Annotated in this window: 22 protein-coding genes and 3 tRNA genes; 3 read left to right on the plus strand and 22 right to left on the minus strand. The window is 57.7% G+C overall.

What is annotated here, in order from left to right; translation table 11 throughout:
- Positions 1–96: 96 nt before the first annotated feature.
- The gene (gene nadC, locus ACP7BN_RS06665) at positions 97–945 is read left to right on the plus strand and encodes a carboxylating nicotinate-nucleotide diphosphorylase (RefSeq protein ID WP_420647565.1); all 849 of its coding nucleotides are present in this window, start codon (positions 97–99) and stop codon (positions 943–945) included.
- A 51-nt stretch (positions 946–996) separates the two neighbouring features.
- On the opposite strand, the gene ACP7BN_RS06670 is transcribed toward nadC, so the two are convergent.
- Complete coding sequence (locus ACP7BN_RS06670; RefSeq protein ID WP_426202623.1) at positions 997–1,296, minus strand: DUF6388 family protein; 300 nt, start codon at positions 1,294–1,296, stop codon at positions 997–999.
- Between the two features lie 276 nt (positions 1,297–1,572).
- Here ACP7BN_RS06670 and ACP7BN_RS06675 point away from each other — a divergent pair, with 276 nt between their 5' ends.
- Positions 1,573–2,067 (plus strand): hypothetical protein, encoded by a 495-nt coding sequence (locus ACP7BN_RS06675; RefSeq protein WP_426202624.1) that lies wholly within the window; start codon positions 1,573–1,575, stop codon positions 2,065–2,067.
- A gap of 4 nt (positions 2,068–2,071) precedes the next feature.
- Here ACP7BN_RS06675 and ACP7BN_RS06680 read toward each other — a convergent pair.
- The 16 genes from ACP7BN_RS06680 to rlmE all read right to left on the minus strand — a co-directional run bounded on the left by ACP7BN_RS06680 (position 2,072) and on the right by rlmE (position 17,636).
- Positions 2,072–2,144: transfer RNA gene (locus ACP7BN_RS06680), tRNA-Thr, on the minus strand.
- A gap of 159 nt (positions 2,145–2,303) precedes the next feature.
- Positions 2,304–4,409, minus strand: coding sequence for a polyribonucleotide nucleotidyltransferase (pnp, locus tag ACP7BN_RS06685; RefSeq protein WP_420647562.1), 2,106 nt, complete (start codon positions 4,407–4,409; stop codon positions 2,304–2,306).
- Between the two features lie 193 nt (positions 4,410–4,602).
- Complete coding sequence (gene rpsO / locus ACP7BN_RS06690) at positions 4,603–4,872, minus strand: 30S ribosomal protein S15 (protein WP_003177875.1); 270 nt, start codon at positions 4,870–4,872, stop codon at positions 4,603–4,605.
- Positions 4,873–5,015: 143 nt separating this feature from the next.
- Positions 5,016–5,933, minus strand: a complete 918-nt coding sequence (gene truB, locus ACP7BN_RS06695) for a tRNA pseudouridine(55) synthase TruB (RefSeq protein WP_420647561.1) — start codon at positions 5,931–5,933, stop codon at positions 5,016–5,018.
- Positions 5,934–5,937: 4 nt separating this feature from the next.
- Positions 5,938–6,339 carry a 30S ribosome-binding factor RbfA gene (rbfA, locus tag ACP7BN_RS06700; protein WP_008088344.1) on the minus strand — a complete coding sequence of 134 codons (402 nt, stop codon included), beginning with the start codon at positions 6,337–6,339 and terminating at the stop codon, positions 5,938–5,940.
- Positions 6,340–6,499: 160 nt separating this feature from the next.
- On the minus strand, positions 6,500–9,025 hold the full coding sequence (gene infB, locus ACP7BN_RS06705) for a translation initiation factor IF-2 (RefSeq protein WP_426202627.1): 2,526 nt from the start codon (positions 9,023–9,025) through the stop codon (positions 6,500–6,502).
- 27 nt (positions 9,026–9,052) lie between these two features.
- Positions 9,053–10,534 carry a transcription termination factor NusA gene (gene nusA / locus ACP7BN_RS06710; RefSeq protein WP_426202628.1) on the minus strand — a complete coding sequence of 494 codons (1,482 nt, stop codon included), beginning with the start codon at positions 10,532–10,534 and terminating at the stop codon, positions 9,053–9,055.
- Positions 10,535–10,593: 59 nt separating this feature from the next.
- A complete protein-coding gene (gene rimP, locus ACP7BN_RS06715) occupies positions 10,594–11,052 on the minus strand; it encodes a ribosome maturation factor RimP (protein ID WP_426202630.1) in 459 nt (152 codons plus the stop codon).
- 139 nt (positions 11,053–11,191) lie between these two features.
- Positions 11,192–11,268, minus strand: a tRNA-Met gene (locus ACP7BN_RS06720).
- Between the two features lie 97 nt (positions 11,269–11,365).
- Positions 11,366–11,451 (minus strand) — tRNA-Leu (locus ACP7BN_RS06725).
- 22 nt (positions 11,452–11,473) lie between these two features.
- On the minus strand, positions 11,474–11,857 hold the full coding sequence (gene secG, locus ACP7BN_RS06730) for a preprotein translocase subunit SecG (protein ID WP_011332406.1): 384 nt from the start codon (positions 11,855–11,857) through the stop codon (positions 11,474–11,476).
- Positions 11,858–11,861: 4 nt separating this feature from the next.
- The gene (gene tpiA / locus ACP7BN_RS06735) at positions 11,862–12,617 is read right to left on the minus strand and encodes a triose-phosphate isomerase (RefSeq protein WP_420647557.1); all 756 of its coding nucleotides are present in this window, start codon (positions 12,615–12,617) and stop codon (positions 11,862–11,864) included.
- A 65-nt stretch (positions 12,618–12,682) separates the two neighbouring features.
- Positions 12,683–14,020, minus strand: a complete 1,338-nt coding sequence (gene glmM, locus ACP7BN_RS06740; protein WP_426202632.1) for a phosphoglucosamine mutase — start codon at positions 14,018–14,020, stop codon at positions 12,683–12,685.
- Between the two features lie 16 nt (positions 14,021–14,036).
- A complete protein-coding gene (gene folP, locus ACP7BN_RS06745) occupies positions 14,037–14,888 on the minus strand; it encodes a dihydropteroate synthase (protein ID WP_426202634.1) in 852 nt (283 codons plus the stop codon).
- Between the two features lie 8 nt (positions 14,889–14,896).
- Positions 14,897–16,804, minus strand: a complete 1,908-nt coding sequence (gene ftsH / locus ACP7BN_RS06750) for an ATP-dependent zinc metalloprotease FtsH (RefSeq protein WP_420647812.1) — start codon at positions 16,802–16,804, stop codon at positions 14,897–14,899.
- A gap of 202 nt (positions 16,805–17,006) precedes the next feature.
- Positions 17,007–17,636, minus strand: a complete 630-nt coding sequence (gene rlmE / locus ACP7BN_RS06755; RefSeq protein ID WP_201228023.1) for a 23S rRNA (uridine(2552)-2'-O)-methyltransferase RlmE — start codon at positions 17,634–17,636, stop codon at positions 17,007–17,009.
- A gap of 101 nt (positions 17,637–17,737) precedes the next feature.
- On the opposite strand from rlmE, the gene ACP7BN_RS06760 reads away from it, so the two are divergent.
- The gene (locus tag ACP7BN_RS06760; protein ID WP_426202637.1) at positions 17,738–18,046 is read left to right on the plus strand and encodes a YhbY family RNA-binding protein; all 309 of its coding nucleotides are present in this window, start codon (positions 17,738–17,740) and stop codon (positions 18,044–18,046) included.
- Positions 18,047–18,251: 205 nt separating this feature from the next.
- On the opposite strand, the gene greA is transcribed toward ACP7BN_RS06760, so the two are convergent.
- From greA to dnaJ, 5 genes are all read right to left on the minus strand, one after another.
- Positions 18,252–18,728, minus strand: a complete 477-nt coding sequence (gene greA, locus ACP7BN_RS06765; RefSeq protein ID WP_420647552.1) for a transcription elongation factor GreA — start codon at positions 18,726–18,728, stop codon at positions 18,252–18,254.
- Positions 18,725–21,946 carry a carbamoyl-phosphate synthase large subunit gene (gene carB, locus ACP7BN_RS06770; RefSeq protein WP_426202640.1) on the minus strand — a complete coding sequence of 1,074 codons (3,222 nt, stop codon included), beginning with the start codon at positions 21,944–21,946 and terminating at the stop codon, positions 18,725–18,727. The genes greA and carB overlap by 4 nt, the downstream gene beginning before the upstream one ends.
- A 122-nt stretch (positions 21,947–22,068) precedes the next feature.
- Positions 22,069–23,205: a glutamine-hydrolyzing carbamoyl-phosphate synthase small subunit gene (gene carA, locus ACP7BN_RS06775; protein WP_420647550.1), complete on the minus strand. Its 1,137-nt coding sequence runs from the start codon at positions 23,203–23,205 to the stop codon at positions 22,069–22,071.
- Between the two features lie 258 nt (positions 23,206–23,463).
- Entirely contained in the window at positions 23,464–24,270 is an 807-nt protein-coding gene (gene dapB, locus ACP7BN_RS06780) for a 4-hydroxy-tetrahydrodipicolinate reductase (RefSeq protein ID WP_426202642.1), read from the minus strand.
- A gap of 9 nt (positions 24,271–24,279) precedes the next feature.
- Positions 24,280–25,404 carry a molecular chaperone DnaJ gene (gene dnaJ / locus ACP7BN_RS06785; protein WP_426202644.1) on the minus strand — a complete coding sequence of 375 codons (1,125 nt, stop codon included), beginning with the start codon at positions 25,402–25,404 and terminating at the stop codon, positions 24,280–24,282.
- Positions 25,405–25,477: the final 73 nt, after the last annotated feature.

The raw sequence follows: 25,477 nt of genomic DNA on the forward strand, positions 1-25,477 counted from the left end.
AGGATTCGACCGGATGCACGCCGCATACAGGTTCCGGCCTTGGGTTGGCTCGCACCATGCCCCTATAATCGGATCACTTAGTTTGTGGAGTCCGTTATGCCGAATCTACGTCTCGCCGATCTGACCGCCGAAATCGAAGCCAACGTGCGCCGTGCGTTGCTCGAAGACGTCGGCAGCGGCGACATCACCGCGCAACTGATCCCGGCCGAACGTCTGGCCAAAGCCACCATCATTACTCGCGACGCCGCCGTGATCAGTGGCACGGCGTGGGTCGATGCGGTATTCCGCCAGCTCGATCCACGGGTGGCCGTACATTGGCAGGTGCGCGATGGCGAGCGGGTGCAGCCCAATCAGCCGTTGTTTCATCTGGAAGGCCCGGCACGCTCGCTGCTGACGGGTGAGCGCAGTGCGCTGAACTTCCTGCAACTGCTCTCCGGCGTGGCGACGCGCGCGCAGTACCTGGCGGATTTCGTCGGCGAGACTCAAGTCAAACTGCTCGACACGCGCAAAACCCTGCCGGGCCTGCGTTTGGCGCAGAAATATGCGGTGACTTGCGGCGGTTGCCACAACCACCGCATCGGCCTGTACGACGCGTTCCTGATCAAGGAAAACCACATCGCTGCCAGTGGCGGCATCGCGCAAGCCATTGCTGCCGCGCACAAGATCGCGCCGGGCAAACCGGTTGAAGTCGAAGTCGAAAGTCTTGCAGAGCTTAAAGAAGCGCTGGAGGCAGGCGCCGACATCATCATGCTCGACGAACTGAGCCTGGATGACATGCGCGAAGCGGTGCGCCTGAACGGCGGTAAAGCGAAACTGGAGGCCAGCGGCGGGATAAACGAAAGCACGCTGCTGCCGATCGCCCAGACTGGTGTGGATTACATCTCGATCGGCGCGATGACCAAGGATGTGAAGGCGGTCGATCTGTCGATGCGCCTGAGTCTCTGAGGCACTCGTGCAATAAAAAACGCCAGCCCCGATGAGGCTGGCGTTTCTGTTTCAGACCACCAGATTATTCATCTCGCAGTACTCTTCCCATTCGACGCCAAGCACCTCGGCCGCCTCTTTGTGCAGAACCAGGCGCGCAGCCTCGAACTCCTCCGGCGTGCTCGTGTACTTGAGCGTCAGCTCCCACGGCTGCAAGCCCTGGGCTTCGGCTTCGTCTTCGAAGGCCCACTGGATCTGGTCTTTCTGATCATCAGGACTCAGGTCCTTGATCTCTTCTTTCAGGTCCGGCACGGCCAGAATGTACTTTTCCAGCGCTAATTCGTGACGTTGCTCTTGAGTTAATTCGGTCATGGCGTTCTCGTTGATCGTAAGAATGGAGGATGGATCTGGATCATCAAGGATCTCTCTGACGCGGATTGTCCGGCCTTCGGAACCATTCGGGATCATCTGAAAACTGCTAAGCGATGCTCATGCAGGCACCGAATATAGGATGTTTGCATGACGAATTACACGCCTCTTTACATCTCTTTCGCAAAAAGTTGACCTGGGGAACATAAATGCGCATTTCCAGTCATAGCGTTGTGCCATATCGGCACTCACATTCGCTGTTCACAAGGAATTCCAGTGATGCGCAGTTTTTTCAAGACCTCTTCCATTAAGTCCGCTACCGCTCTGCTTGCACTTCTGGCTGTATCGAGCAGTGCAATGGCTGTTGAATTGAGCACCAGCAGCCCGTCTTTCGGTGACAAGGTTTCCCTGATTCACGACGATTACGGCAAGCAGGTCGTGATCAAGAGCGAGATCAGCATCGATGATCTGAAGAAAATGCGCGACACCATCAGTGAGCAGTCACGGCAGATCGAAGAACTCAAACGCAGCAGCGGCTCCAGTTCGAGTTCCAGCGGCAAGGAAATCGACGACCTGAAGAACAAGGTCAAGGAGCAGGAGCGCGATTTGAGCAACCTCAGCCGGCAAGTAGAAGAGCTCAAGCGCAGCAGCGGTTCCAGCTCAAGTTCGAGCTCCAGTGAACTGTCGAACCTCAAGCAGAAAGTCAGCGATCAGGATCGGGCGGTCGACCAGCTCAAACGCACTGTTGAGGAGCTGAGCCGCAAGGTGAAATAATTTTTGCCCGAGACAGGAATCGAACCTGCGACCTTCGCGTTACGAGTGCGCTGCTCTACCGGCTGAGCTACACGGGCGGTGGGCTAAACCTAGCACCGGTCCTGAAGTCCGGCAACTTTGTAGCCCGCTCTTGTGGCTAGGGAGCTTGCTCCCTCGCCACAGTTGTTTCACAGGCAAAAAAATGCCCCACCGTTTTCACGGTGGGGCATTTTTATTGCGCTAAAGCGGTGGGGTAATTAAACGCCCGACGCCTTGGCAGCTGCCACGTCTTTGATCGACAGCTTGATACGGCCGCGGTTGTCCACGTCCAGTACCAGTACTTCAACTTCCTGACCTTCTTTCAGAATGTCGGTGACTTTCTCTACGCGAGCGTCGCTCAGCATCGAGATGTGCACCAGACCGTCTTTGCCCGGCAGGATGTTGACGAATGCGCCGAAGTCGACGATGCGCTCAACCTTGCCGACGTAGATCTTGCCGATTTCCGCTTCTGCGGTGATGCCCAGAACGCGCTGACGTGCAGCTTCAGCAGCTTCCTTGGTTTCGCCGAAGATCTTGATCGAGCCGTCGTCTTCGATGTCGATCGAAGCCTTGGTCTCTTCACAGATCGCACGGATGGTCGCGCCACCTTTACCGATAACGTCACGGATCTTGTCGGTGTCGATCTTCATCGCGATCATGGTCGGAGCATTTTCCGACAGCTCGGTACGCGACTGGCCAATGATCTGGTTCATCTGGCCGAGAATGTTCAGGCGCGCTTCCAGGGCTTGGCCCAGAGCGATTTCCATGATTTCTTCGGTGATGCCCTTGATCTTGATGTCCATCTGCAGCGCGGTAACACCTTTGGCGGTACCGGCTACTTTGAAGTCCATGTCGCCGAGGTGGTCTTCGTCACCCAGGATGTCGGTCAGAACAGCGAACTTGCCGCCTTCTTTAACCAGACCCATGGCGATACCGGCAACCGGCGCCTTCATCGGCACACCAGCGTCCATCAGGGCCAGGGAAGCGCCGCAAACGGAAGCCATCGAGCTCGAACCGTTGGATTCGGTGATTTCCGAAACCACGCGGATGGTGTACGGGAACACGTCGGCGGCGGGCAGCATGGCTGCGATCGAGCGACGAGCCAGGCGGCCGTGACCGATTTCGCGACGACCAGCGCCACCCATGCGACCACACTCACCTACCGAGAACGGAGGGAAGTTGTAGTGCAGCATGAACGGGTCTTTTTTCTCGCCTTCCAGAGTGTCCAGCAGTTGTGCATCACGGGCGGTGCCCAGCGTTGCAACGACCAGAGCCTGGGTTTCGCCACGGGTGAACAGAGCCGAACCGTGGGTCTTCGGCAGAACACCGACTTCGATGTTCAAAGGACGTACGGTTTTGGTGTCGCGACCGTCGATACGTGGCTTGCCGTTCACGATGTTTTCGCGAACGGTGCGGTATTCGATTTCGCCGAAAGCCGCTTTGACTTCGCTGGCAGAAGGTTGACCTTCTTCACCGGACAGCTTGGCAACAACCTGATCCTTCAACTCACCCAGGCGAGCGTAACGGTCGGCCTTGATGGTGATGGTGTAAGCCTGGGAGATCGCTTCGCCGAACTCGGCACGGATAGCGCCCAGCAGTGCAGTGGCTTCAGGCTGTGGAGCCCAGGTCCAGGTTGGCTTGGCAGCTTCGGCAGCCAGTTCTTTAACGGCGTTGATCACAACCTGGAACTCGTCGTGAGCAAACAGTACCGCGCCCAGCATCTGGTCTTCGGTCAGCTCTTTGGCTTCCGATTCAACCATCAGAACGGCTTCCGAAGTACCGGCAACGACCATGTCCAGGCTCGAAGCTTTCTGTTGTTCGTAAGTCGGGTTCAGCAGGTAGCCGGTGCTTTCGTGGAAAGCAACGCGGGCGGCGCCGATCGGGCCGTCGAACGGAATGCCCGAGATAGCCAGGGCAGCCGAGGTACCGATCATCGCAGCGATGTCCGGATCAGTCTTTTTGCTGGTGGAAACGACGGTGCAGACAACCTGCACTTCGTTCATGAAACCTTCTGGGAACAGCGGACGGATCGGACGGTCGATCAGTCGGGAAGTCAGGGTTTCTTTCTCGGAAGGACGGCCTTCACGCTTGAAGAAACCGCCAGGGATCTTACCGGCAGCGTAAGTTTTTTCCTGGTAGTGAACGGAAAGCGGGAAGAAGCCTTTGCTCGGGTCAGCGGTCTTGGCGCCAACAACGGTCACCAGAACGGTAACGTCGTCGTCAACGGTAACCAGCACTGCGCCGGAGGCTTGACGGGCGATACGGCCTGTCTCGAGGGTAACGGTCGACTGACCGAACTGGAATTTTTTGATAACCGGGTTCACGGTGTCCTACCTTCTTTGTGGCTCTTGGGGAAACTGGTTTCTTGCGAATTCTTGGGCAATGTCGGGAATCGGCCCAACGCCTGTCCAGGGTAAAACGTGTATCCAGATAAAACTTGAGGCTGGGAGCCTGCCAGGCGCCAGCGGGAATCCCACTGACGCGCGACAGACAACCAACCTCTAGCGCAATCGCTTATTAGCGACGCAGACCCAGGCGACCGATCAGAGTCTGATAACGACCCAGATCCTTGCCTTTCAGGTAGTCCAGCAGCTTGCGACGCTGGTTTACCATGCGGATCAGACCACGACGGGAGTGGTGATCTTTACCGTTGGCCTTGAAGTGACCTTGCAGCTTGTTGATGTTGTGGGTCAGCAGTGCAACTTGCACTTCTGGCGAACCAGTGTCACCAACAGCTTGCTGGTAGTCAGCAACGATTTGAGCTTTTTCTTGAACGTCGAGAGCCATGAGGCAATCCTTTTATCAGGAAACTGTTTCAGAAAAACAGTTTCAACAGGCCAGGGACAAATCCCTGTATCTATAAATGAGTAGTGACCGTGCCTGTTGACAGCCACCCTCGCCAGCCTGCTGTTACACAGACCGGTTTTCGGTCATTCCGACCGAATCAGTCGACGCGGCGCAATGCGCCCGTCTTCGCTCACCTCACCAATACCGATGAAACGACCGTTGTGATCCTGTACCCGCACCATGCCGAACTTCGGAGCATCCGGAGCACGCACTGGCTGGCCGTTGAGCCAGTAAAACGCGCTGTGTTCCGAGAAGTGCAGCAGCGGCCAATCCTGCAGGCCACTGTCCGATGGCATCAGGAAGCGATCAACCGCTTCGTTGCCGCCTTCGGCATGTACCGCTTCAAGCTCTTCGAGGGTCACGGTCTGCGCCAGGGTGAAAGGCCCGGCCTGGGTACGGCGCAATTCAGCGACGTACGCACCACAACCGAGTTGCTCACCAATATCCTCCACCAGGGTGCGAATATAGGTGCCCTTGCTGCAATCCACCGCGAGGCGCGCAGTATCACCCTCGAAGGCCAACAATTCCAAGCGCGCAATAGTAACAGAACGCGGTTCGCGCTCCACTACTTCGCCTGCACGTGCCAGCTTGTACAGGGGCTGGCCATCACGCTTGAGCGCCGAGTACATCGGCGGTATCTGACTGATAAGCCCGCGAAATTTCGGCAATGCAGCTTCGACATCGGCGCGACCAACGGTCACCGGGCGCTCCTGCAAAACTTCGCCCTCGGCATCCGCCGTGGTCGTGGTCTTGCCCAGTTGCGCCAGGGTTTCATAAGCCTTGTCGGAATCTAGCAAGTATTGCGAAAACTTGGTGGCCTCACCGAAGCACAGCGGCAACACGCCGGTGGCCAGCGGATCAAGACTGCCGGTGTGCCCGGCTTTCTCGGCGTTGAGCAACCAGCGCACCTTCTGCAGGGCAGCGTTGGAGGTGAACCCCAATGGCTTGTCGAGCAGGATGATGCCGCTGACGTTACGACGGATACGTTTGACCTGAGCCACCGAGTTACTCCTTGGTGTCTTCGGGTTCAGCCGCAACCGGGTGCTGATTGTCTTCAGCCACGGCGCGCTCGATCAGGGCCGAGAGGTGCGCACCACGCACGACGCTTTCGTCGTAGTGGAAGTGCAGCTGAGGCACGCTGCGCAACTTCATTTCACGGGCCAACTGCATGCGCAGGAAACCGGCGGCAGAGTTAAGCACCTTGATGCTTTGCGCGATGTCTTCAGCGTTGTCCTGACCCATCACGGTAATGAAAATCTTCGCGTGACCGACGTCACGGCTGACTTCCACAGCGGTAATGGTGACCAGGCCGACGCGCGGGTCTTTGACTTCACGACGGATCAGCTGTGCCAGCTCACGCTGCATCTGATCGCCGATACGTTGGGTACGGCTGTATTCTTTTGCCATGTCTTGTTACCTGTTACTGCCTCACGGTGAAACCCGTGGGGTCTGAAAGCGGCAAACGCCCGGCCTGGCTAAATGCCAGACCGGGCGTTGCGTTTAGAGTCCTGCCGCCGTGCCGCGCATTTGCATGCTACGGCCCGACGTGGCCCTTGAAGTGCGCGAGTCAGAGGCTGCGAGCAACCTGAACCTTCTCGTAGACTTCGATCTTGTCGCCAGGTTTGACGTCGTTGTAGCTCTTCACGCCGATACCGCATTCCATGCCGGCACGTACTTCGGAAGCGTCATCCTTGAAGCGGCGCAGGGATTCCAGCTCGCCTTCGAAGATAACGATGTCTTCACGCAGTACACGGATTGGACGGTTACGGTGAACAACACCTTCGATAACCATGCAACCGGCGATCGCGCCAAACTTCGGCGAACGGAACACGTCACGCACTTCAGCGATACCCAGAATGTTCTCGCGAACATCGCTGCCGAGCATACCGGTGAGGGCTTTCTTGACGTCCTCGATGATGTCGTAGATCACGTTGTAGTAACGCATGTCCAGACCTTCCTGCTCGACGATCTTCCGTGCGCCAGCATCGGCACGCACGTTGAAGCCGAACAGTACAGCGTTGGAGGCCAGTGCCAGGTTGGCGTCGGACTCGGTGATACCACCGACACCGCCACCGACAACACGCACTTGCACTTCGTCGTTACCCAGGCCGTTCAAGGCACCGTTCAACGCTTCCAGCGAGCCACGGACGTCAGATTTGAGGACGATGTTGAGCGTCTTCTTCTCTGCCTGCCCCATGTTTTCGAAGATGTTTTCCAGCTTGCCGGCGTGAGCGCGAGCCAGTTTGACTTCGCGGAACTTGCCTTGACGGAACAGAGCCACTTCACGGGCTTTCTTCTCGTCGGCAACAACACTCATCTCGTCGCCAGCGTCCGGGGTACCGTCCAGGCCGAGGATCTCGACAGGGATGGAAGGACCGGCTTCCTTGATCGGCTTGCCGTTCTCGTCGAGCATGGCACGTACACGGCCATAGTTCGAACCGACCAGAACCATGTCGCCTTGGCGCAGGGTACCGTCTTGAACCAGAACGGTTGCAACCGGGCCACGACCTTTGTCGAGACGCGATTCAACTACAACGCCACGACCAGGAGCCGATGGAGTCGCTTTCAGTTCGAGAACTTCGGCTTGCAGCAGGACGGCTTCGAGCAGTTCGTCAACACCAGTACCGACTTTCGCCGAAACCGATACGAACGGCGTTTCACCGCCCCACTCTTCCGACGTCACGCCGTGAACCGACAGTTCGCTACGGATGCGATCGAGATCGGCGCCCGGCTTGTCGATCTTGTTCACAGCAACAACCAGTGGAACGCCAGCCGCTACTGCGTGCTGAACAGCTTCAATGGTCTGCGGCATCACGCCGTCGTCCGCTGCAACTACCAGAATCACGATGTCGGTCGCCTTGGCACCACGGGCACGCATTGCGGTAAACGCGGCGTGACCAGGGGTGTCGAGGAAGGTGACCATGCCGCGTTCGGTTTCAACGTGGTATGCACCGATGTGCTGGGTGATACCACCGGCTTCGCCAGCAGCTACCTTGGCACGACGGATGTAGTCGAGCAGCGAGGTCTTACCGTGGTCAACGTGGCCCATTACGGTCACGACTGGTGCACGGGAGAACGACTCGCCTTCAAACTTCAGGGACTCGGCCAGGGAATCTTCCAGAGCGGTGTCGCTGACCAGGGTCACTTTGTGGCCCAGTTCTTCGGCTACCAGTTGAGCAGTTTCCTGATCAAGCACTTGGTTGATGGTCGCTGGGGTACCCAGTTTGAACATGAACTTGATGATTTCAGCAGCCTTGACCGACATCTGATTGGCGAGATCGCCAACACTGATGGTCTCGCCGATCTGCACATCACGCACGACAGGGCCGGTTGGGCTCTGGAAACCGTGGGCATTGCGCTTCTTCAGCTTGGCCTTGCCGCGACCACCGCGACGGAAGCTATCGCTCTCTTCGTCGGTAGTGCGTGGCGCCACACGTGGAGCTGGTGCTTTTTCCTTGACCGATGCGCGATGTGGAGCGTTTTTACGCTCGCCATCACCACCGCCACTGCGACGATTGTTGTCGTCGGCACGTGGTTTGTCAGGACGGCGCTGTTCGTTCTGCTTGTTGCGAACGTCAGCAGACGGTGCTGGAGCAGCTGCAACCGGGGCGCTTTCGCGTACTGGCTGGGCAGCAGCGGCCGGTGCCGAAACGGCGTCGGTAGCTGTTTGTGCGGTAGCAGGCTGGCGACGCGCTTCTTCTTCGGCGCGCGGCTTGGACTCTTCTTCAGCCTTCTGACGGGCAGCATTTTCTACTGCGCGACGTTCGTCCAGTTCACGCTTGCGCTCGGCTTCGATTTCTTCCGGGCTGCGCTGTACGAAAACTTTCTTCTTGCGAACTTCAACACTGATGCTTTTGCTACCAGCCACACGCAGGGTGCTGGTGGTTTTACGCTGCAGCGTGATCTTGCGTGGTTCTTCCACTTTCGCCTTGTGGCTGCTCTTCAAGTGAGTCAGCAGGGATTGCTTCTCACTGTCAGTCACATTTTCTTCGGCGGCGGTGTGCGGCAGACCTGCCTCACGCATCTGCTGCAACAGGCGCTCTACCGGTGTTTTGACCTCATCGGCCAGTTGTTTCACCGTGACTTGCGTCATGCATTTCTCTCCTCAGGCCGCGCCTAATTACTCGAACCAGTGGGCTCGGGCGGCCATGATCAACTTGCCGGCACGATCATCGTCGATGCCGTCGATGTCGAGCAGATCGTCAATAGACTGCTCGGCCAGGTCTTCGCGGGTAATTACGCCGCGCACCGCCAGTTCCATCGCCAAATCCTTGTCCATACCCTCAAGCGAGAGCAGGTCTTCGGCCGGATGGGCGTCTGCCAGCTTTTCCTCAGTAGCGATGGCTTTGGTCAACAAACGATCCTTGGCGCGAGCGCGAAGCTCGTTGACGGTATCTTCGTCAAAGCCGTCGATGTTGAGCATTTCTTCCAACGGTACGTAGGCAATCTCTTCCAGGCTGGTGAAGCCTTCATCTACCAGCACCTGTGCAAGGTCTTCGTCGACTTCCAGCTCGTCGATGAAGTTGCGCAGGATGTCGCCGGTTTCTGCTTGCTGCTTAGCCTGGATGTCCGATTCGGTCATCACGTTCAGGGTCCAGCCAGTCAACTGGCTTGCCAGACGCACGTTCTGACCACCTCGACCGATGGCCTGAGCCAGATTGTCTGCGCCAACGGCGATGTCCATTGCATGGGCATCTTCGTCAACGATAATCGCCGCCACTTCTGCCGGCGACATGGCATTGATCACGAACTGTGCCGGGTTATCGTCCCACAGGACGATATCGACCCGCTCGCCACCCAACTCGCCCGACACTGCCTGGACGCGCGAACCGCGCATACCAATGCACGCGCCTTGCGGGTCGATGCGTTTGTCCTTGGAGCGGACAGCGATCTTGGCGCGCGAACCCGGATCACGGGACGCTGCCATTACTTCGATCAAGCCTTCAGCGATTTCCGGCACTTCGATACGGAACAGCTCGATCAGCATTTCCGGCGCGGTACGCGACAGGATCAACTGAGGGCCGCGGTTCTCGGTGCGGATTTCCTTGAGCAGCGCACGCAGACGCACGCCGACACGGAAGGTTTCGCGAGAAATGATGTCTTCACGGGCCAGCAACGCTTCAGCGTTGTTGCCCAGATCGACGATCACGTTGTCGCGGGTAACTTTTTTCACGGTGCCGGAGATGATTTCCCCCAGGCGCTCGCGGTAAGCGTCGACGACCTGAGCACGCTCGGCTTCGCGGACTTTCTGCACGATCACCTGTTTGGCGGTTTGTGCAGCAATGCGGCCGAATTCGATGGACTCGATTTTTTCTTCGACAACGTCACCGACATTGGCGCCAGGATGCGTTTCCGCAACCTTGGTTGGCCAGGTCTCGATCGCCGGGTCATCAAGCTTGTCTTCTTCGACCACCGTCCAGCGACGGAAGGTTTCGTATGCACCGGTGTGGCGGTTGATTTCCACACGCAGATCAACTTCGTCTTCAAAACGCTTTTTGGTAGCAGTGGCCAGGGCCAGCTCCAGCGCTTCAAAAATCACGCTAGCCGGTACGCCCTTTTCATTGGATACCGACTCAACAACCAGCAGTACTTCTTTGCTCATCGTACGCCTCGCCTTTCGCAAGCCATTGGATCCGCGGTACCCGCAGTATCCGGCACGTCTCAGTCAAAACTGGGAATAATGTTGGCCTTGTCGATCATATCGATCGGCAACAGGAACTCATGGTCATCTACCTGCACCACGACGTCCTGCTCTTCTACACCGCGCAGAAGGCCCTGAAAGTTGCGTCGACCTTCAAAAGGCGAGCGCAGCTTGATCTTCACTTGGTCACCGGCAAATTTTGCAAACTGCTCAATAGTGAACAGTGGGCGCTCCATGCCAGGCGAGGAAACTTCAAGGGTGTATTCAACGGTGATCGGATCTTCAACGTCCAGCACACCGCTGATCTGGCGACTGACGATGGCACAATCGTCCACCAGCACGCCGCCTTCTTTATCAATATAAACGCGCAACATTGAGTGGCGACCTTGAGCCGAAAACTCAATACCCCAGCATTCATAGCCTAGGGCCACGACCACCGGGGCCAGCAAGGCCTGCAACTCTTCTAGCTTGCTCGACACCTGAAACCCCCTCGTGCATGTATGTGCATGCTGTGCAAAATAAAAAAATGGGCGAAACGCCCATCCTTGAAACGCCGTCGAACAGCGGCGTTGAAAGTGTCCAGCTAACAAAAAGCCCCTTAAAAGGGGCTCCTGAAACTGGTTGCGGGGGCCGGATTTGAACCGACGACCTTCGGGTTATGAGCCCGACGAGCTACCAGACTGCTCCACCCCGCGACAAAGCTGGGGCGGAAGTATACGACCGATCCTTGACAGGGTCAATGTAACCTTCCACCTGCAAGAAAGCCCGCAACAGCGGGCTTTCTTGACTAATTGGTACCGAGAAGGGGACTCGAACCCCTACACCCTATGGGCACAACCACCTCAAGGTTGCGTGTCTACCAATTCCACCACCTCGGCAATACTACGTTTGAAACCCTTCTTACTTTTGCTCTTGAGCTGGAGGCACGTCAGTCGCTGGAGTAGCCGACTTTTGCTCTTGAAGCACCGGGACATCATCAGAAGCCGGTTGTTGCTTAGGTACTTCCAACACTGCCGGGTTTGGCAAACCTGCTTGAGTCAGCTGATGAGCTTTCTCTTTAGCAAAGTAACCTAACCCCAAGCTGGTTATGAAGAAACCGGCGGCAAGTATAGCAGTAAACTTACTAAGAAAGGTAGAGGAACCTTGGCTTCCGAACACAGTATTTGAAGCACCTGCTCCGAAAGACGCACCGGCGTCCGCACCCTTACCCTGCTGCAGCAAAACCAGAGCAACTACGCCCAATGCACCCAGCAGATGAAAAACGACTACGACTGTTTCCAGCATTTTTTCAGTTTCCCGCGGCGCGACAGATCGCACCGAACTCATCTGCATTCAGGGAAGCTCCACCAATGAGCCCCCCATCGATATCCGGCATGCCGAACAGTTCGACCGCATTGGCCGCCTTCACGCTGCCGCCGTATAGAAGCCGCACACCTCGTGCGACTTCAGAATTCTCTGCCGCCAACTGCTCACGGATTGCTTTATGCACATCCTGAGCCTGCTGCGGCGTTGCAGTCAGCCCGGTACCAATAGCCCAGACCGGCTCGTAAGCGATAACTGCATTGGCAAAAGCACCAACACCCAGCTCCTCGATGATGCTGCCCAGCTGACGCCCGACAACCTCAAGAGTTTTCCCGGCTTCGCGCTGTTCCAGGGTTTCCCCTATACACAACACCGGAATCAAGCCACATGCCTGTGCCGCTGCGAACTTGCGATTCAGCATTCCGTCTCGCTCGCCCATAATCTGACGGCGTTCGGAATGCCCCACAAGCACAAGGGAACAACCTGCATCCACCAACTGACTCGGTGCAATTTCACCGGTCAATGCACCTTGCATGGATTCCACCGCAGAGTTCTGCGCGCCGACCGAAATCGACTTGCCCTTCAGACCATCAATCACTTGATTGATATGCAAGCAAGGCGGGAAAACCGCGACATCAACACCGCTTGGCAAGGCCAGATGACGAAGGCCGTTGATCAGCTCAGCGACGCTGGCGCGGGTACCGTGCATCTTCCAGTTACCAGCTACCATAGGGCGACGCATGCTGTACCTCGTCGGTCAAAGTGGGCGCAGATGTTACCCAACACATTCATGGCTTGCAAGCCGTATCAGGCAGAAACTTCAGTTACCAGTTTTGCCAGTTCTTCGGCATAGCCACGAACCTGAGTTTCATCCTCACCTTCGACCATGACACGCACCAGTGGCTCGGTGCCGGACTTGCGCAAAAGCACGCGACCGCGCCCCGCCATTGCCTGGGTTACACGGGCACTGGCTTCCTTGACTGCCGGATGCTCAAGCGGGCTTTCGCCACCACCAAAACGCACATTTATCAGCACTTGCGGACACTTGCGCAGCGCTTGACGCGTTTGCGCCAACCCCTCATTACGAGTTTTCAGCGCCATAAGCACCTGCAACGCGGCAATGATCGCATCGCCAGTCGTAGTGTGGTTAAAGCACACAACGTGTCCCGAGTTTTCACCGCCGACCACCCAGTTACGCTCCAACAGCTCGGCAATCACATATCGGTCGCCAACATTGGCACGCACGAAAGGAATTCCCAGATCCGCCAGAGCCAGCTCCAGACCAAGGTTACTCATCAAAGTACCGACCACGCCGCCCTGCAACTTGCCACGCTCATGCAAATCGCGCGCAATAATGAAGATCAGCTCATCGCCATCAACGATCGCACCAGTGTGATCAACCATCAGCACCCGATCGCCATCGCCATCGAAGGCAATACCCAGATCCGCATGCTCAGCCAGAACTGCTGCCTGCAATTGACCCATATGGGTGGAACCGCAGTTTTCGTTGATGTTCAAACCGTTCGGCTGAGCTGACAGAACCACTACGTCAGCACCCAATTCGCGGAACACACTCGGCGCAACTTTATAGGTAGCACCGTGCGCGCAATCAATCACGATTTTCAAACCGGCAAAACTGGTGCCGGTAGGTACGCTGCTTTTGCAAAATTCGATGTAGCGACCGGAAGCATCATTGATTCGCGATACTTTGCCGATCTTGCTCGACTCGACCACAGTCATCGGCGTGTCGAGCAACTCTTCGATCATCAACTCCAGCTCATCCGGCAATTTGGTTCCTTTGCCGGAAAAAAACTTGATGCCGTTATCGTCGTGCGGATTGTGCGATGCGCTGATCACGATCCCGGCCTCGGCCTGGAACGTACGGGACAGATAGGCGATAGCCGGTGTCGGCATCGGCCCGAGCAGCATCACATCCGCACCCGCTGAGGTAAGACCTGCCTCAAGCGCGGATTCGAACATGTAGCCGGATATCCGCGTGTCCTTGCCGACCAATACCTTGCAGGCACCCATCTTGCGGAACGCCATACCGGCGGCCCAGCCAAGCTTGAGCATGAAGTCAGGAGTAATCGGGTATTCGCCGACGCGACCACGAATGCCGTCGGTACCAAAATATTTTTTGCTCATAAATACTCCTTCATCCTTATTCGGCTGATTCCACGGCCGCGATCATCCGCACTACATCTACCGTTTCCGCGACATCGTGAACGCGCAAGATTCTCGCACCTTTGACCGACGCCAGCGCAGCGAGTGCCAGACCACCGTGCAGTCGCTCGCCTACAGGGCGATTCAACGCCTGCCCGATCATGCTCTTTCGCGAAACACCGACCAACAGCGGACGCCCCAGCGCATGCAGGGCCTCCATATGTTTGAACAAGCTTAGATTGTGCTGCAAGGTTTTGGCGAAACCAAAGCCAGGATCGAGAATGATCCGCTCCGCGGGAATGCCGGCCGCAGCGCACTGCGCCATACGCTCGCCGAGAAACTCGGCCACCTCGCGAGTGACATCATGATAGTGCGGATTGTCCTGCATATCGCCAGGCTCGCCCAGCATGTGCATCAGACACACCGGCAAACCGGTAGCCGCAGCAGCATCCAAGGCACCATCGCGACGCAACGAGCGAACATCGTTGATCAGGCCAGCACCGAGCCGCGCAGTTTCGCGCATCACGGCGGGAGTCGAAGTATCGACCGAGATCACCACATCCAGCTCGCGATTGATCAACTCGACGATTGGCGCCACGCGCTCCAGCTCCTCCAACGGAGAAACCGCACGAGCGCCGGGCCGGGTGGACTCGCCGCCAACATCAATCAGCGTCGCGCCGGCCGTGACCATTGCTTCAGCGTGGCGCAGGGCCGCATCGAGCTGGCTGTATCGGCCGCCATCAGAAAAGGAATCAGGGGTCACATTGAGAATGCCCATGACATGCGTCCGGGCCAAATCAAGAACCCGGTTGCCGCAAGGCAACCGGGTCAGGGACTGTACAAAAGTCATTTCAAGCCTTAAACGTCAGCAGCCGGACCGCCAATCGGTGTTTCCGGACGCGGATCCTGAGCCACTGGAGGCGGAGGCGTACCGGTGCCGCCCGACCAGTCGCGCGGTTCGCGAGGCGTACGACCCGCCATGATGTCGTCGATCTGTTCGGCGTCGATCGTCTCGTACTTCATCAAGGCATCAGCCATGGCGTCGAGCTTGTCACGGTTGTCCGTGAGGATCTGCTTGGCCGTGCCGTAGCACTGGTCAATGATGCTGCGCACTTCGGAATCGATCAGTTTGGCAGTTTCACCGGAGAAACTTGCACCCTGACCGCCACCACCGCGACCGAGGAATACTTCACCCTCTTCTTCGGCATACATCAGCGGACCGAGCTTTTCCGACAGACCCCACTTGGTCACCATGTTCCGCGCGATCTGACTCGCACGCATGATGTCGTTGGAGGCACCGGTGGTTACACCGTCGAAACCCAAGGTCATTTCTTCAGCAATACGGCCGCCATACAGCGAGCAGATCTGACTGATCAGCGCGCGCTTGGACAGACTGTAACGATCTTCTTCCGGCAGGAACATGGTCACACCCAGTGCACGACCGCGCGGGATGATCGACACCTTGTAAACCGGGTCATGCTCAGGCACGACGCGGCCAACGATGGCATGGCCTGCTTCGTGATACGCAGTGTTGCGCTTCTCTTTTTCGGACATGACCATGGATTTGCGCTCGGCGCCCATCATGATCTTGTCTTTGGCCAGTTCGAACTCTTTCATCTCGACGATGCGTTTGCCGGCGCGGGCAGCGAACAGCGACGCTTCGTTGACCAGGTTGGCCAGATCGGCACCGGAGAAGCCCGGAGTACCACGAGCGATAACAGCCGGAGCGACATCGTCACCCATCGGCACTTTGCGCATGTGAACCTTGAGGATCTGCTCCCGGCCACGGATGTCCGGCAGACCAACCACAACCTGACGGTCGAAACGACCCGGACGCAGCAGAGCCGGGTCAAGTACGTCTGGACGGTTGGTCGCGGCGATGACGATGATGCCGTCATTCATTTCGAAACCATCCATCTCGACCAGCAACTGGTTGAGAGTCTGTTCACGTTCGTCATGACCGCCGCCCATACCTGCGCCACGGTGGCGACCGACGGCGTCAATTTCATCGATGAAGATGATGCATGGAGCGTGTTTCTTGGCCTGCTCGAACATGTCACGAACACGGCTGGCACCGACACCGACGAACATTTCGACGAAGTCCGAACCGGAGATGGTGAAGAACGGCACCTTGGCTTCGCCGGCAATCGCCTTGGCCAGCAAGGTTTTACCGGTACCCGGAGGACCGACCATCAGCACGCCGCGAGGAATGCGACCGCCCAGGCGCTGGAACTTGCCCGGATCGCGCAGAAATTCAACCAGCTCGCCAACTTCTTCCTTGGCTTCGTCGCAACCGGCAACGTCACCCAAGGTGGTTTTAACCTGATCTTCAGACAGCAGACGTGCCTTGCTCTTGCCAAAGCTCATCGGCCCGCCCTTGCCGCCAGCACCGCCCTGCATCTGGCGCATGAAGAACATGAACACCGCGATGATCACCAGGATCGGGAAGCTGGCCACCAGAAGCTGGGTCCAGATGCTTTGCTGCTCAGGCTGCTTGCCTTCAACCACAACGTGATTGTCGACCAGATCACCGATCAGGCCGTTGTCCTGAATTGCCGGACGAATGGTCTTGAAGCTGTCGCCATCGTTGCGTTTGCCGGTAATCACATAGCCGTCTACCGCTACGCGCTCGACCTTGCCATCCTTGACCTGCTGGATGAAGTCGGAATAGTTGAGGGTCTGCGGCTCGTTAGGGCTGGAGAAGTTGTTCATCACCGTCACCAGGACAGCCGCGATGATCAACCACAGGATCAGATTCTTTGCCATATCGTTCAATTAACTACCCTCTGAAGCAAGCTCCGCTACTGGCGCGCGCTTCGCATGATATTCACCGGCCTAACTTACTACATTACCTACAACTCTGGCAGGCGCCGTCTGTAACCCTTTGTGAAACACTTTCCACACAATATTCGCTAAAGCGTGCGAGGCGAAATACTAAAAACCTATCACCCCGCGAAAAAACCTTGTTTTACTCACTACGACCGCGATAGCCCCATGCCAGCATATATTGCTCACGGGAGGTCCCACGGGAAGAATCCGGCTTGATCATCTGGATCTTGTCGAATTTCTTACGAGCGTCCTTCAGATAAACATCGAATCCTTCACCCTGAAAGATCTTGATCACGAAATTACCACCCGGCTTGAGAATCCGCTCTGCCAGATCAAGCGCCAGCTCGCAAAGAAACATGGCTTTGGGCATATCCACTTCAGGCGTACCACTCATATTGGGGGCCATATCGGAAATCACAAGGTCTACCTGCGAATTACCCACGGCCTCAAGTATCTGAGCGAGGACTGCATCCTCGGTGAAGTCGCCCTGGATGAAGGTCACGTCCGGAATGCTGTCCATTTCCAGGATGTCCGAGGCGATCAGACGCCCCTGACCACCAATCAGCCGGCTAGTGACCTGCGACCAACCACCCGGCGCAGCACCGAGGTCGACAACGCTCATGCCTGGACGGATCAGCTTGTATTTCTCCTGGACCTCCAGAAGCTTGTAACTCGCACGCGAGCGGTAGCCATCTTTCTGCGCCTGCTTCACGTAGGGGTCATTGACATGTCTTTTCAGCCAACCAAGGCTTGTCTTGGAACGCGCCATTGGGCACCTCGATGATTAGGGTCGTGATTAGTTGGGCGGATCCACGAACCCTCGGGTAAAATGGCCGCCATTTTACAGAATCCAGACGAAAGGGTCAGATTATGCCGCTCACTCCAGAGCAGAAGAAACAGTACAAATCCATTGGCCACCACCTGAAACCAGTTTTGACTGTGGCTGACAACGGTTTGACTGAAGGTGTGTTAGCCGAGTTTGAACGCGCTTTGGCGGATCACGAGCTGATCAAGATCAAGCTCAACATCCTTGATCGCGAGTCGCGCCTGGCGTCCATTGCAGAACTGTGCAAGGCCGGCAAGGCGGACCTGGTTCAGGTCATCGGCAAGATGGCACTGCTTTACCGCAAGAACTTCAGCGTCAACAAGCAGCTGTCGAACGTCCATCGCTTCAAGTGATGGCAAGGGTCAAGGGTGTGCTTCGCGCACCCTGCCACTCCGCTCCACCTCTCGCACCATAGACTGACAAGGCCCTCGGCCTGTACCAGCACCAAAACCCTAATTATTCAGTGACGCTGTGGCGCAAACCATCAGCGCGTTCGGCGTGCCTGTCATTCCAAAGCCACGAAAGCAGGGCGCCCGCATTTTAGCGGGCGCCCCTTTTTCAGATGTGACGAACTTCGACGATCTCGTACTCGATCACGCCGCTTGGCGTTTTCACGGCAACCACATCGCCTTCTTCCTTGCCGATCAAGGCTCGGGCCAGCGGCGAACCAACGGAAATCTTGCCGAGTTTGAAGTCAGCCTCATCCTCACCGACGATGTGGTAAGTGACCGACTCGTCAGTCTCGACGTTGGCGATTTCAACGGTAGTGCCGAAAATCACTTTGCCGGTGTGCGGAATCGACGTGACATCAATGATGACCTGATTCTGAATCCGGCCTTCGATGTCACGGATCCGCGCTTCGACCATGCCTTGCTGTTCACGGGCGGCATGGTATTCGGCGTTTTCCTTGAGGTCACCCAGCTCGCGAGCCGTACCGATGTCCTGGCTGAGCTTCGGACGGACGACCTTGGTCAGGTGAGTGTGTTCTTCTTCCAGGGCTTTCGCGCCCTGGACGGTCATTGGGTACTTGATCATGCCTTCAATCCTGCGTGTAGATCCTGCAAGCGGCGCACGGTCTTCTCGGGACCGAATTTCAACGCTTCACAGATAGCTTCGCCAGCAGCGATGGTGGTGGTGCAGTAGATCTTGTGCTGCAGAGCGTTGCGGCGAATGGAATAGGAGTCGGCGATCGACTGACGACCTTCGGTGGTGTTGATGATCAGGGTGACTTCGTCATTCTTGATCATGTCGACCACGTGCGGACGCCCCTCGGTCACCTTGTTCACGCGACGCACTTTCAGACCTGCGGCTTCAATCAGCTTGGCAGTGCCGGCAGTGGCGACTACTTCGAAGCCCAAGTTGATCAGATCACGCGCCACGCCTGCAACCAATGGCTTGTCATCGTCACGCACGCTGATGAACGCGGTACCGCCGGTCGGCAGCACTTCGCTGGCACCCATCTGGGCTTTGGCAAAGGCTTCACCAAAAGTATCGCCCACGCCCATCACTTCACCGGTCGACTTCATCTCTGGGCCGAGGATCGGGTCAACGCCAGGGAATTTGGCGAATGGGAACACCGCCTCTTTCACGCTGTAGAAATTCGGAATGATTTCTTTGGTGAAACCGATTTCCTTCAAGGTTTTACCGGCCATCACGCGGGCAGCAATCATGGCCAGGGAAACACCGATGCACTTCGATACGAACGGTACGGTTCGCGAGGCGCGCGGGTTGACTTCGATGACGTAGATGTCTTCGCCTTGCAGCGCCAACTGCACGTTCATCAGGCCGACAACGCCCAGTTCCAGGGCCATTTTCTTGACCTGTTCACGCATCTCGTCCTGGATGTGCGCTGGCAGCGAGTACGGCGGCAGCGAACACGCGGAGTCACCGGAGTGAACGCCAGCCTGTTCGATGTGCTGCATGATCGCGCCGATCACCACGTCGGTGCCGTCGCAGACTGCATCCACGTCCATTTCGATAGCGCAGTTGAGGAAGTGGTCAAGCAGCACAGGGCTGTCATTGGACACTTTCACCGCATCACGCAGATAGCGCTTGAGCTCTTCTTCTTCGTAAACGATTTCCATCGCACGACCGCCCAATACATAGGACGGGCGAACCACCAGCGGGTAACCGATCTTGCTCGCGGCACGAATCGCTTCGTCTTCGCTGCGCACGGTGGCGTTTGGCGGCTGACGCAGGTTCAGGCGCTCGACCATTTGCTGGAAGCGCTCACGGTCTTCTGCACGGTCGATGGCGTCAGGGCTGGTGCCGATGATCGGCACGCCGGCCGCTTCGAGGGCCCGAGCCAGTTTCAACGGGGTTTGGCCGCCGTACTGAACGATCACGCCTTTCGGCTTCTCGACGCGGCAGATTTCCAGCACGTCTTCCAGGGTTACCGGCTCGAAGTACAGACGGTCGGAAGTGTCGTAGTCGGTGGAAACGGTTTCCGGGTTGCAGTTGACCATGATGGTCTCGTAGCCGTCTTCGCGCAGAGCGAGGGCGGCGTGGACGCAGCAGTAGTCGAACTCGATGCCCTGGCCGATACGGTTAGGACCGCCGCCCAGAATAATGATCTTGTCGCGACCGGACGGCGCAGCTTCGCACTCTTCCTCGTAAGTCGAGTACATGTAAGCGGTGTCGGTGGCGAATTCAGCGGCGCAAGTATCAACGCGCTTGTACACCGGGTAGATGTCGAGCTTGTGGCGGTGAGTCCGCAGGTTTTTCTCGGTGACGCCCAGCAGCTTGGCCAGACGCATGTCGGAGAAGCCTTTGCGCTTGAGGCGGAACATCATGTCGCGGTCGATGCTGGCCAGACCGAGGGTCTTGACCTTCTCTTCTTCTTTGATCAGATCTTCGATCTGCACCAGGAACCACGGGTCGATCATATTCATGCCGAAGATGTCTTCGACGCTCAGGCCAGCGCGGAAAGCGTCTGCCACGTACCAGATACGCTCAGCGCCCGGCACGGTCAGTTCGCGCTTGAGAATGCTCATGCTTTCCGGATTGCTCAGGTCGAGCTTCTCGTCCAGACCGCACACGCCGACTTCCAGTCCACGCAGGGCTTTCTGCAGGGATTCCTGGAAAGTCCGGCCGATGGCCATGACTTCACCTACCGACTTCATCTGAGTGGTCAGACGCGCGTCAGCCTTAGGGAATTTCTCGAAGGCAAAACGTGGCAGCTTGGTGACGACGTAGTCGATCGACGGCTCGAAGGACGCCGGCGTAGCGCCGCCGGTGATTTCGTTCTGCAGTTCGTCCAGGGTGTAGCCGATCGCCAGCTTGGCAGCGATACGCGCAATCGGGAAACCAGTGGCTTTCGAAGCCAGGGCCGAGGAACGGGATACCCGCGGGTTCATCTCGATGACGACCATGCGACCAGTGTCCGGGCAAATGCCGAACTGGACGTTGGAGCCGCCGGTTTCCACGCCGATCTCGCGCAGTACCGCCAGCGAGGCGTTACGCATGATCTGGTATTCCTTGTCCGTCAGGGTCTGTGCCGGCGCAACAGTGATCGAGTCACCAGTGTGCACGCCCATCGGGTCAAAGTTTTCGATGGAGCAGACGATGATGCAGTTGTCCTTCTTATCGCGGACAACCTCCATCTCGTATTCTTTCCAGCCGATCAGCGATTCGTCGATCAGCAGCTCTTTGGTCGGCGACAGGTCCAGGCCACGGGCGCAGATTTCTTCGAACTCTTCACGGTTGTAAGCGATACCGCCACCGGTGCCGCCCATGGTGAAAGACGGACGAATGATGCACGGGAAACCGAGTTTCTCGAGCACTGCATTGGCTTCTTCCATGCTGTGGGCGATGCCCGAGCGCGGGCAGTCGAGGCCGATGGATTTCATCGCCTTGTCGAAACGCGAACGGTCTTCTGCCTTGTCGATGGTGTCAGCATTGGCGCCGATCATTTCTACGCCGAACTTCTCCAGAACGCCTTCGCGCTCCAGGTCGAGGGCACAGTTCAGAGCAGTCTGGCCGCCCATGGTCGGCAGCAGCGCGTCCGGACGCTCTTTCTCGATGATCTTGGCAACGGTCTGCCACTTGATCGGCTCGATGTAGGTGGCGTCGGCCATGTCCGGGTCGGTCATGATGGTGGCCGGGTTGGAGTTCACCAGGATGACGCGGTAACCCTCTTCGCGCAGGGCTTTGCAAGCCTGGGCGCCGGAGTAGTCGAATTCGCAGGCCTGGCCGATAACGATCGGGCCAGCGCCGAGAATCAGGATGCTTTTAATGTCTGTACGTTTTGGCATGGTTGTCACTCAAATCCGCAGGTCAGTCGGCAAGCCGTCTTGATCGATTTCTGAAGTCCCGAGGGGGCCGCCGGGTTCGGGGCCGCCCTCAGGGCTTCTCTCTACAGTCTCAAGGCGAACGCTTAGCGTCGCTTGGCCATCTCGTTGATGAAGCGGTCGAACAGTGGCGCCACATCGTTCGGGCCCGGGCTGGCTTCAGGGTGACCCTGGAAGCTGAACGCGCTCTTGTCGGTGCGCTCGATGCCTTGCAGGGTGCCGTCGAACAGCGATTTGTGGATCGCGCGAACGTTGGCCGGCAGGGTCGCTTCATCTACCGCAAAACCGTGGTTCTGGCTGGTGATCATCACGACGCCAGTGTCCAGATCCTGCACCGGGTGGTTGGCACCGTGGTGGCCATGGCCCATTTTCAGGGTCTTGGCGCCGGAGGCCAGAGCCAGCAGTTGGTGACCGAGGCAGATACCGAATACCGGAATCTCGGTTTCCAGCACTTCCTTGATCGCCTGGATGGCGTAGTCGCACGGCTCCGGATCACCAGGGCCGTTGGACAGGAACACGCCATCCGGCTTCAGTGCCAGTACATCGGCAGCTGGGGTTTGCGCCGGCACAACTGTCACGCGGCAGCCGCGCTCAACCAGCATGCGCAGGATGTTGACCTTGACGCCGTAGTCGAAAGCGACCACGTGATATGGCAGCTCGGAAGCTTCGATGGTCGCGTGGCTGTCGGTCTTCAGGTCCCAGACAGTCGAGCGCCACTCGTATTGCTTCTTGGTGCTGACGACTTTCGCCAGATCCATGCCTTTCAGACCCGGGAAGCCTTGCGCAGCGGCAATCGCGGCTTCTTCGGAGATGTTGTCGCCGGCCATGATGCAGCCATTCTGGGCGCCTTTTTCACGCAGGATGCGCGTCAGGCGACGGGTGTCGATACCAGCGATTGCCACAACATTGTTGGCTTTCAGGTAATCGTCCAGGGACATCGTGTTGCGCCAGTTACTCGCCACCAGCGGCAGGTCACGAATGACCAGGCCCGCTGCCCAGACGCGATCCGACTCGGCGTCTTCCGGCGTGGTGCCGGTGTTGCCAATGTGCGGGTAGGTCAGGGTAACGATCTGTTGGGCGTAGGAAGGATCGGTAAGGATTTCCTGATAGCCGGTCATTGCGGTGTTGAACACCACCTCTCCAACGGTCTGGCCGTCGGCTCCAATGGCCTCACCGCGAAAAATGCTGCCATCAGCAAGGGCAAGTATGGCTGGCTTAGTCAAGAAGACCTCCCGTAAATAACGCATGAAAGGGCAATCGCAGGTTGTAAAAAAGCGGAATGACGTATGGACACGTCACCCCGCTTGTTCACTGAATTATTCTGCGCGCTTTTAGTGGACACACTAAAGCTGTAGCTTACAGAAAAAGGCTTTTTTGGTCTACCGCCAATGAGCCCGAAAGGGCAGAGAATGCGACAGGACGTCGCTTGGCGGAACAAACCGGGCTCAAACGTATAGTTTGAACCCGGTTTTTGTAGCGTCTTAATGCAGGTCGAGCACGTCTTGCATGTCGTAAAGACCCGGCGCGCGGCCATCCAGCCACAGCGCGGCACGCACCGCGCCCTTGGCGAAAGTCATGCGACTGGAAGCCTTGTGCGTGATCTCGAGGCGCTCGCCCTCACAGGCGAACAGCACCGTGTGATCACCGACCACATCACCACCACGCACGGTGGCAAAACCAATGGTTTCACGCTCACGCACTCCGGTGTGACCTTCTCGACCGTAGACCGCAACTTTCTGCAGATCACGATCCAGCGCGCCGGCTATCACTTCACCCATGCGCAGAGCCGTACCTGACGGCGCATCGATCTTGTGCCGATGATGCGCTTCGATGATTTCGATATCCGCATCATCACCCAGCACGCGTGCCGCCATATCCAGCAACTTCAGCGACAGGTTGACCCCGACACTGAAGTTGGCAGCGAACACGATGGGAATGTCCTTGCCCGCGTCGGCCAGCAATTGCTTCTGCGCGGCGTCCAGCCCGGTCGTACCGATGACCATGGCCTTACCAGCCTTGCGGCAGAACGCCAGATTTTTCAGCATGACTTCCGGCAACGTGAAGTCGATCAACACGTCGAACTCTTCAGCCACCGCCTCCACATGACCGGACAACGGCACGCCGATCCGCCCCAGTGACGCCAGCTCACCGGCATCCACGCCGATCAGCGTGCTGCCAGGACGAACGATGGCGGCAGTCAGCCCGGTCAGCGGCGCGCGCTGCTGCACGGCCTCAACCAGAATCTTACCCATACGCCCGGCGGCGCCCATCACTGCAATACGTCGCATGCCGACTCCTTACAAATCGCCGAAGAAGCGCTTCACGCCGTCGAACCAGCCAGTGGTTTTCGGCGAGTGGCTGTTGTCATCCGCCAGTGAGCTGCGGAATTCTTCGAGCAATTCGCGCTGACGACGGTTCAGATTGACCGGAGTCTCGACCGCCACGCGGCACATCAGGTCGCCCGCACCGCCGCCACGCACCGGAGCCACGCCTTTGCCGCGCACGCGGAACTGCTTGCCGGTCTGGGTGCCTTCAGGGATTTTCAGTTTGACGCGGCCATCAAGGGTCGGAATTTCCAGCTCGCCGCCCAATGCTGCGTCAACAAAGCTGATCGGCACTTCGCAGAACAGATGCTTGCCGTCGCGCTGGAAGATCGAGTGCTCGCGCACGTTGATAACCACGTACAGGTCGCCGGTCGGACCACCTTGAGTACCCGCCTCGCCTTCGCCGGACAGACGAATGCGGTCGCCAGTGTCAACGCCAGCAGGGACTTTCACGGACAGGGTTTTGTATTCTTCGATACGACCATCACCGTGGCACGAATCGCACGGGTCGGAAATGATCTTGCCTTGGCCATGGCAGCGCGGGCAGGTCTGCTGCACCGAGAAGAAGCCTTGCTGCATGCGCACCTGACCGATGCCGCCGCACGTCGGGCAGGTCGATGGCGAGGAGCCTTTCTTCGCGCCCGAACCGTCGCACGGCTTGCAGTTGACCAGCGTCGGCACGCGGATATTTACGGTCGTGCCGCGCACCGCTTCTTCCAGATTCAGCTCCAGGGTGTAGCGCAAATCACTGCCACGCTGAGCGCCGCCACGGCCACCGCCGCGACCACCACCGAAGAAATCACTGAACACATCGCCGAAGATGTCGGAGAAGTTCTGCCCACCGAAACCGGCACCGCCGCCACCCATGCTCGGATCGACGCCGGCATGACCGTACTGGTCGTACGCCGCGCGCTTGCTCGAGTCGGACAGCACTTCGTAGGCCTCGTTGGCCTCTTTGAACAGTTCTTCCGATGCTTTGTCATCGGGGTTACGGTCCGGGTGATGCTTCATTGCCAAGCGGCGGTAGGCCTTCTTCAGGTCTGCTTCGCTTGAGCCACGCTCAACACCCAATACTTCGTAATAGTCACGCTTAGCCATAAGTCTTTGCACTCTTAAGGACGTTCGGCAAAACCCTCCTGAGCTTCGCCAAACTCGTTGAGCCCCAATACAG

It is taken from the genome of Pseudomonas sp. TWP3-1 (assembly GCF_049896625.1).
GTDB lineage: Bacteria > Pseudomonadota > Gammaproteobacteria > Pseudomonadales > Pseudomonadaceae > Aquipseudomonas.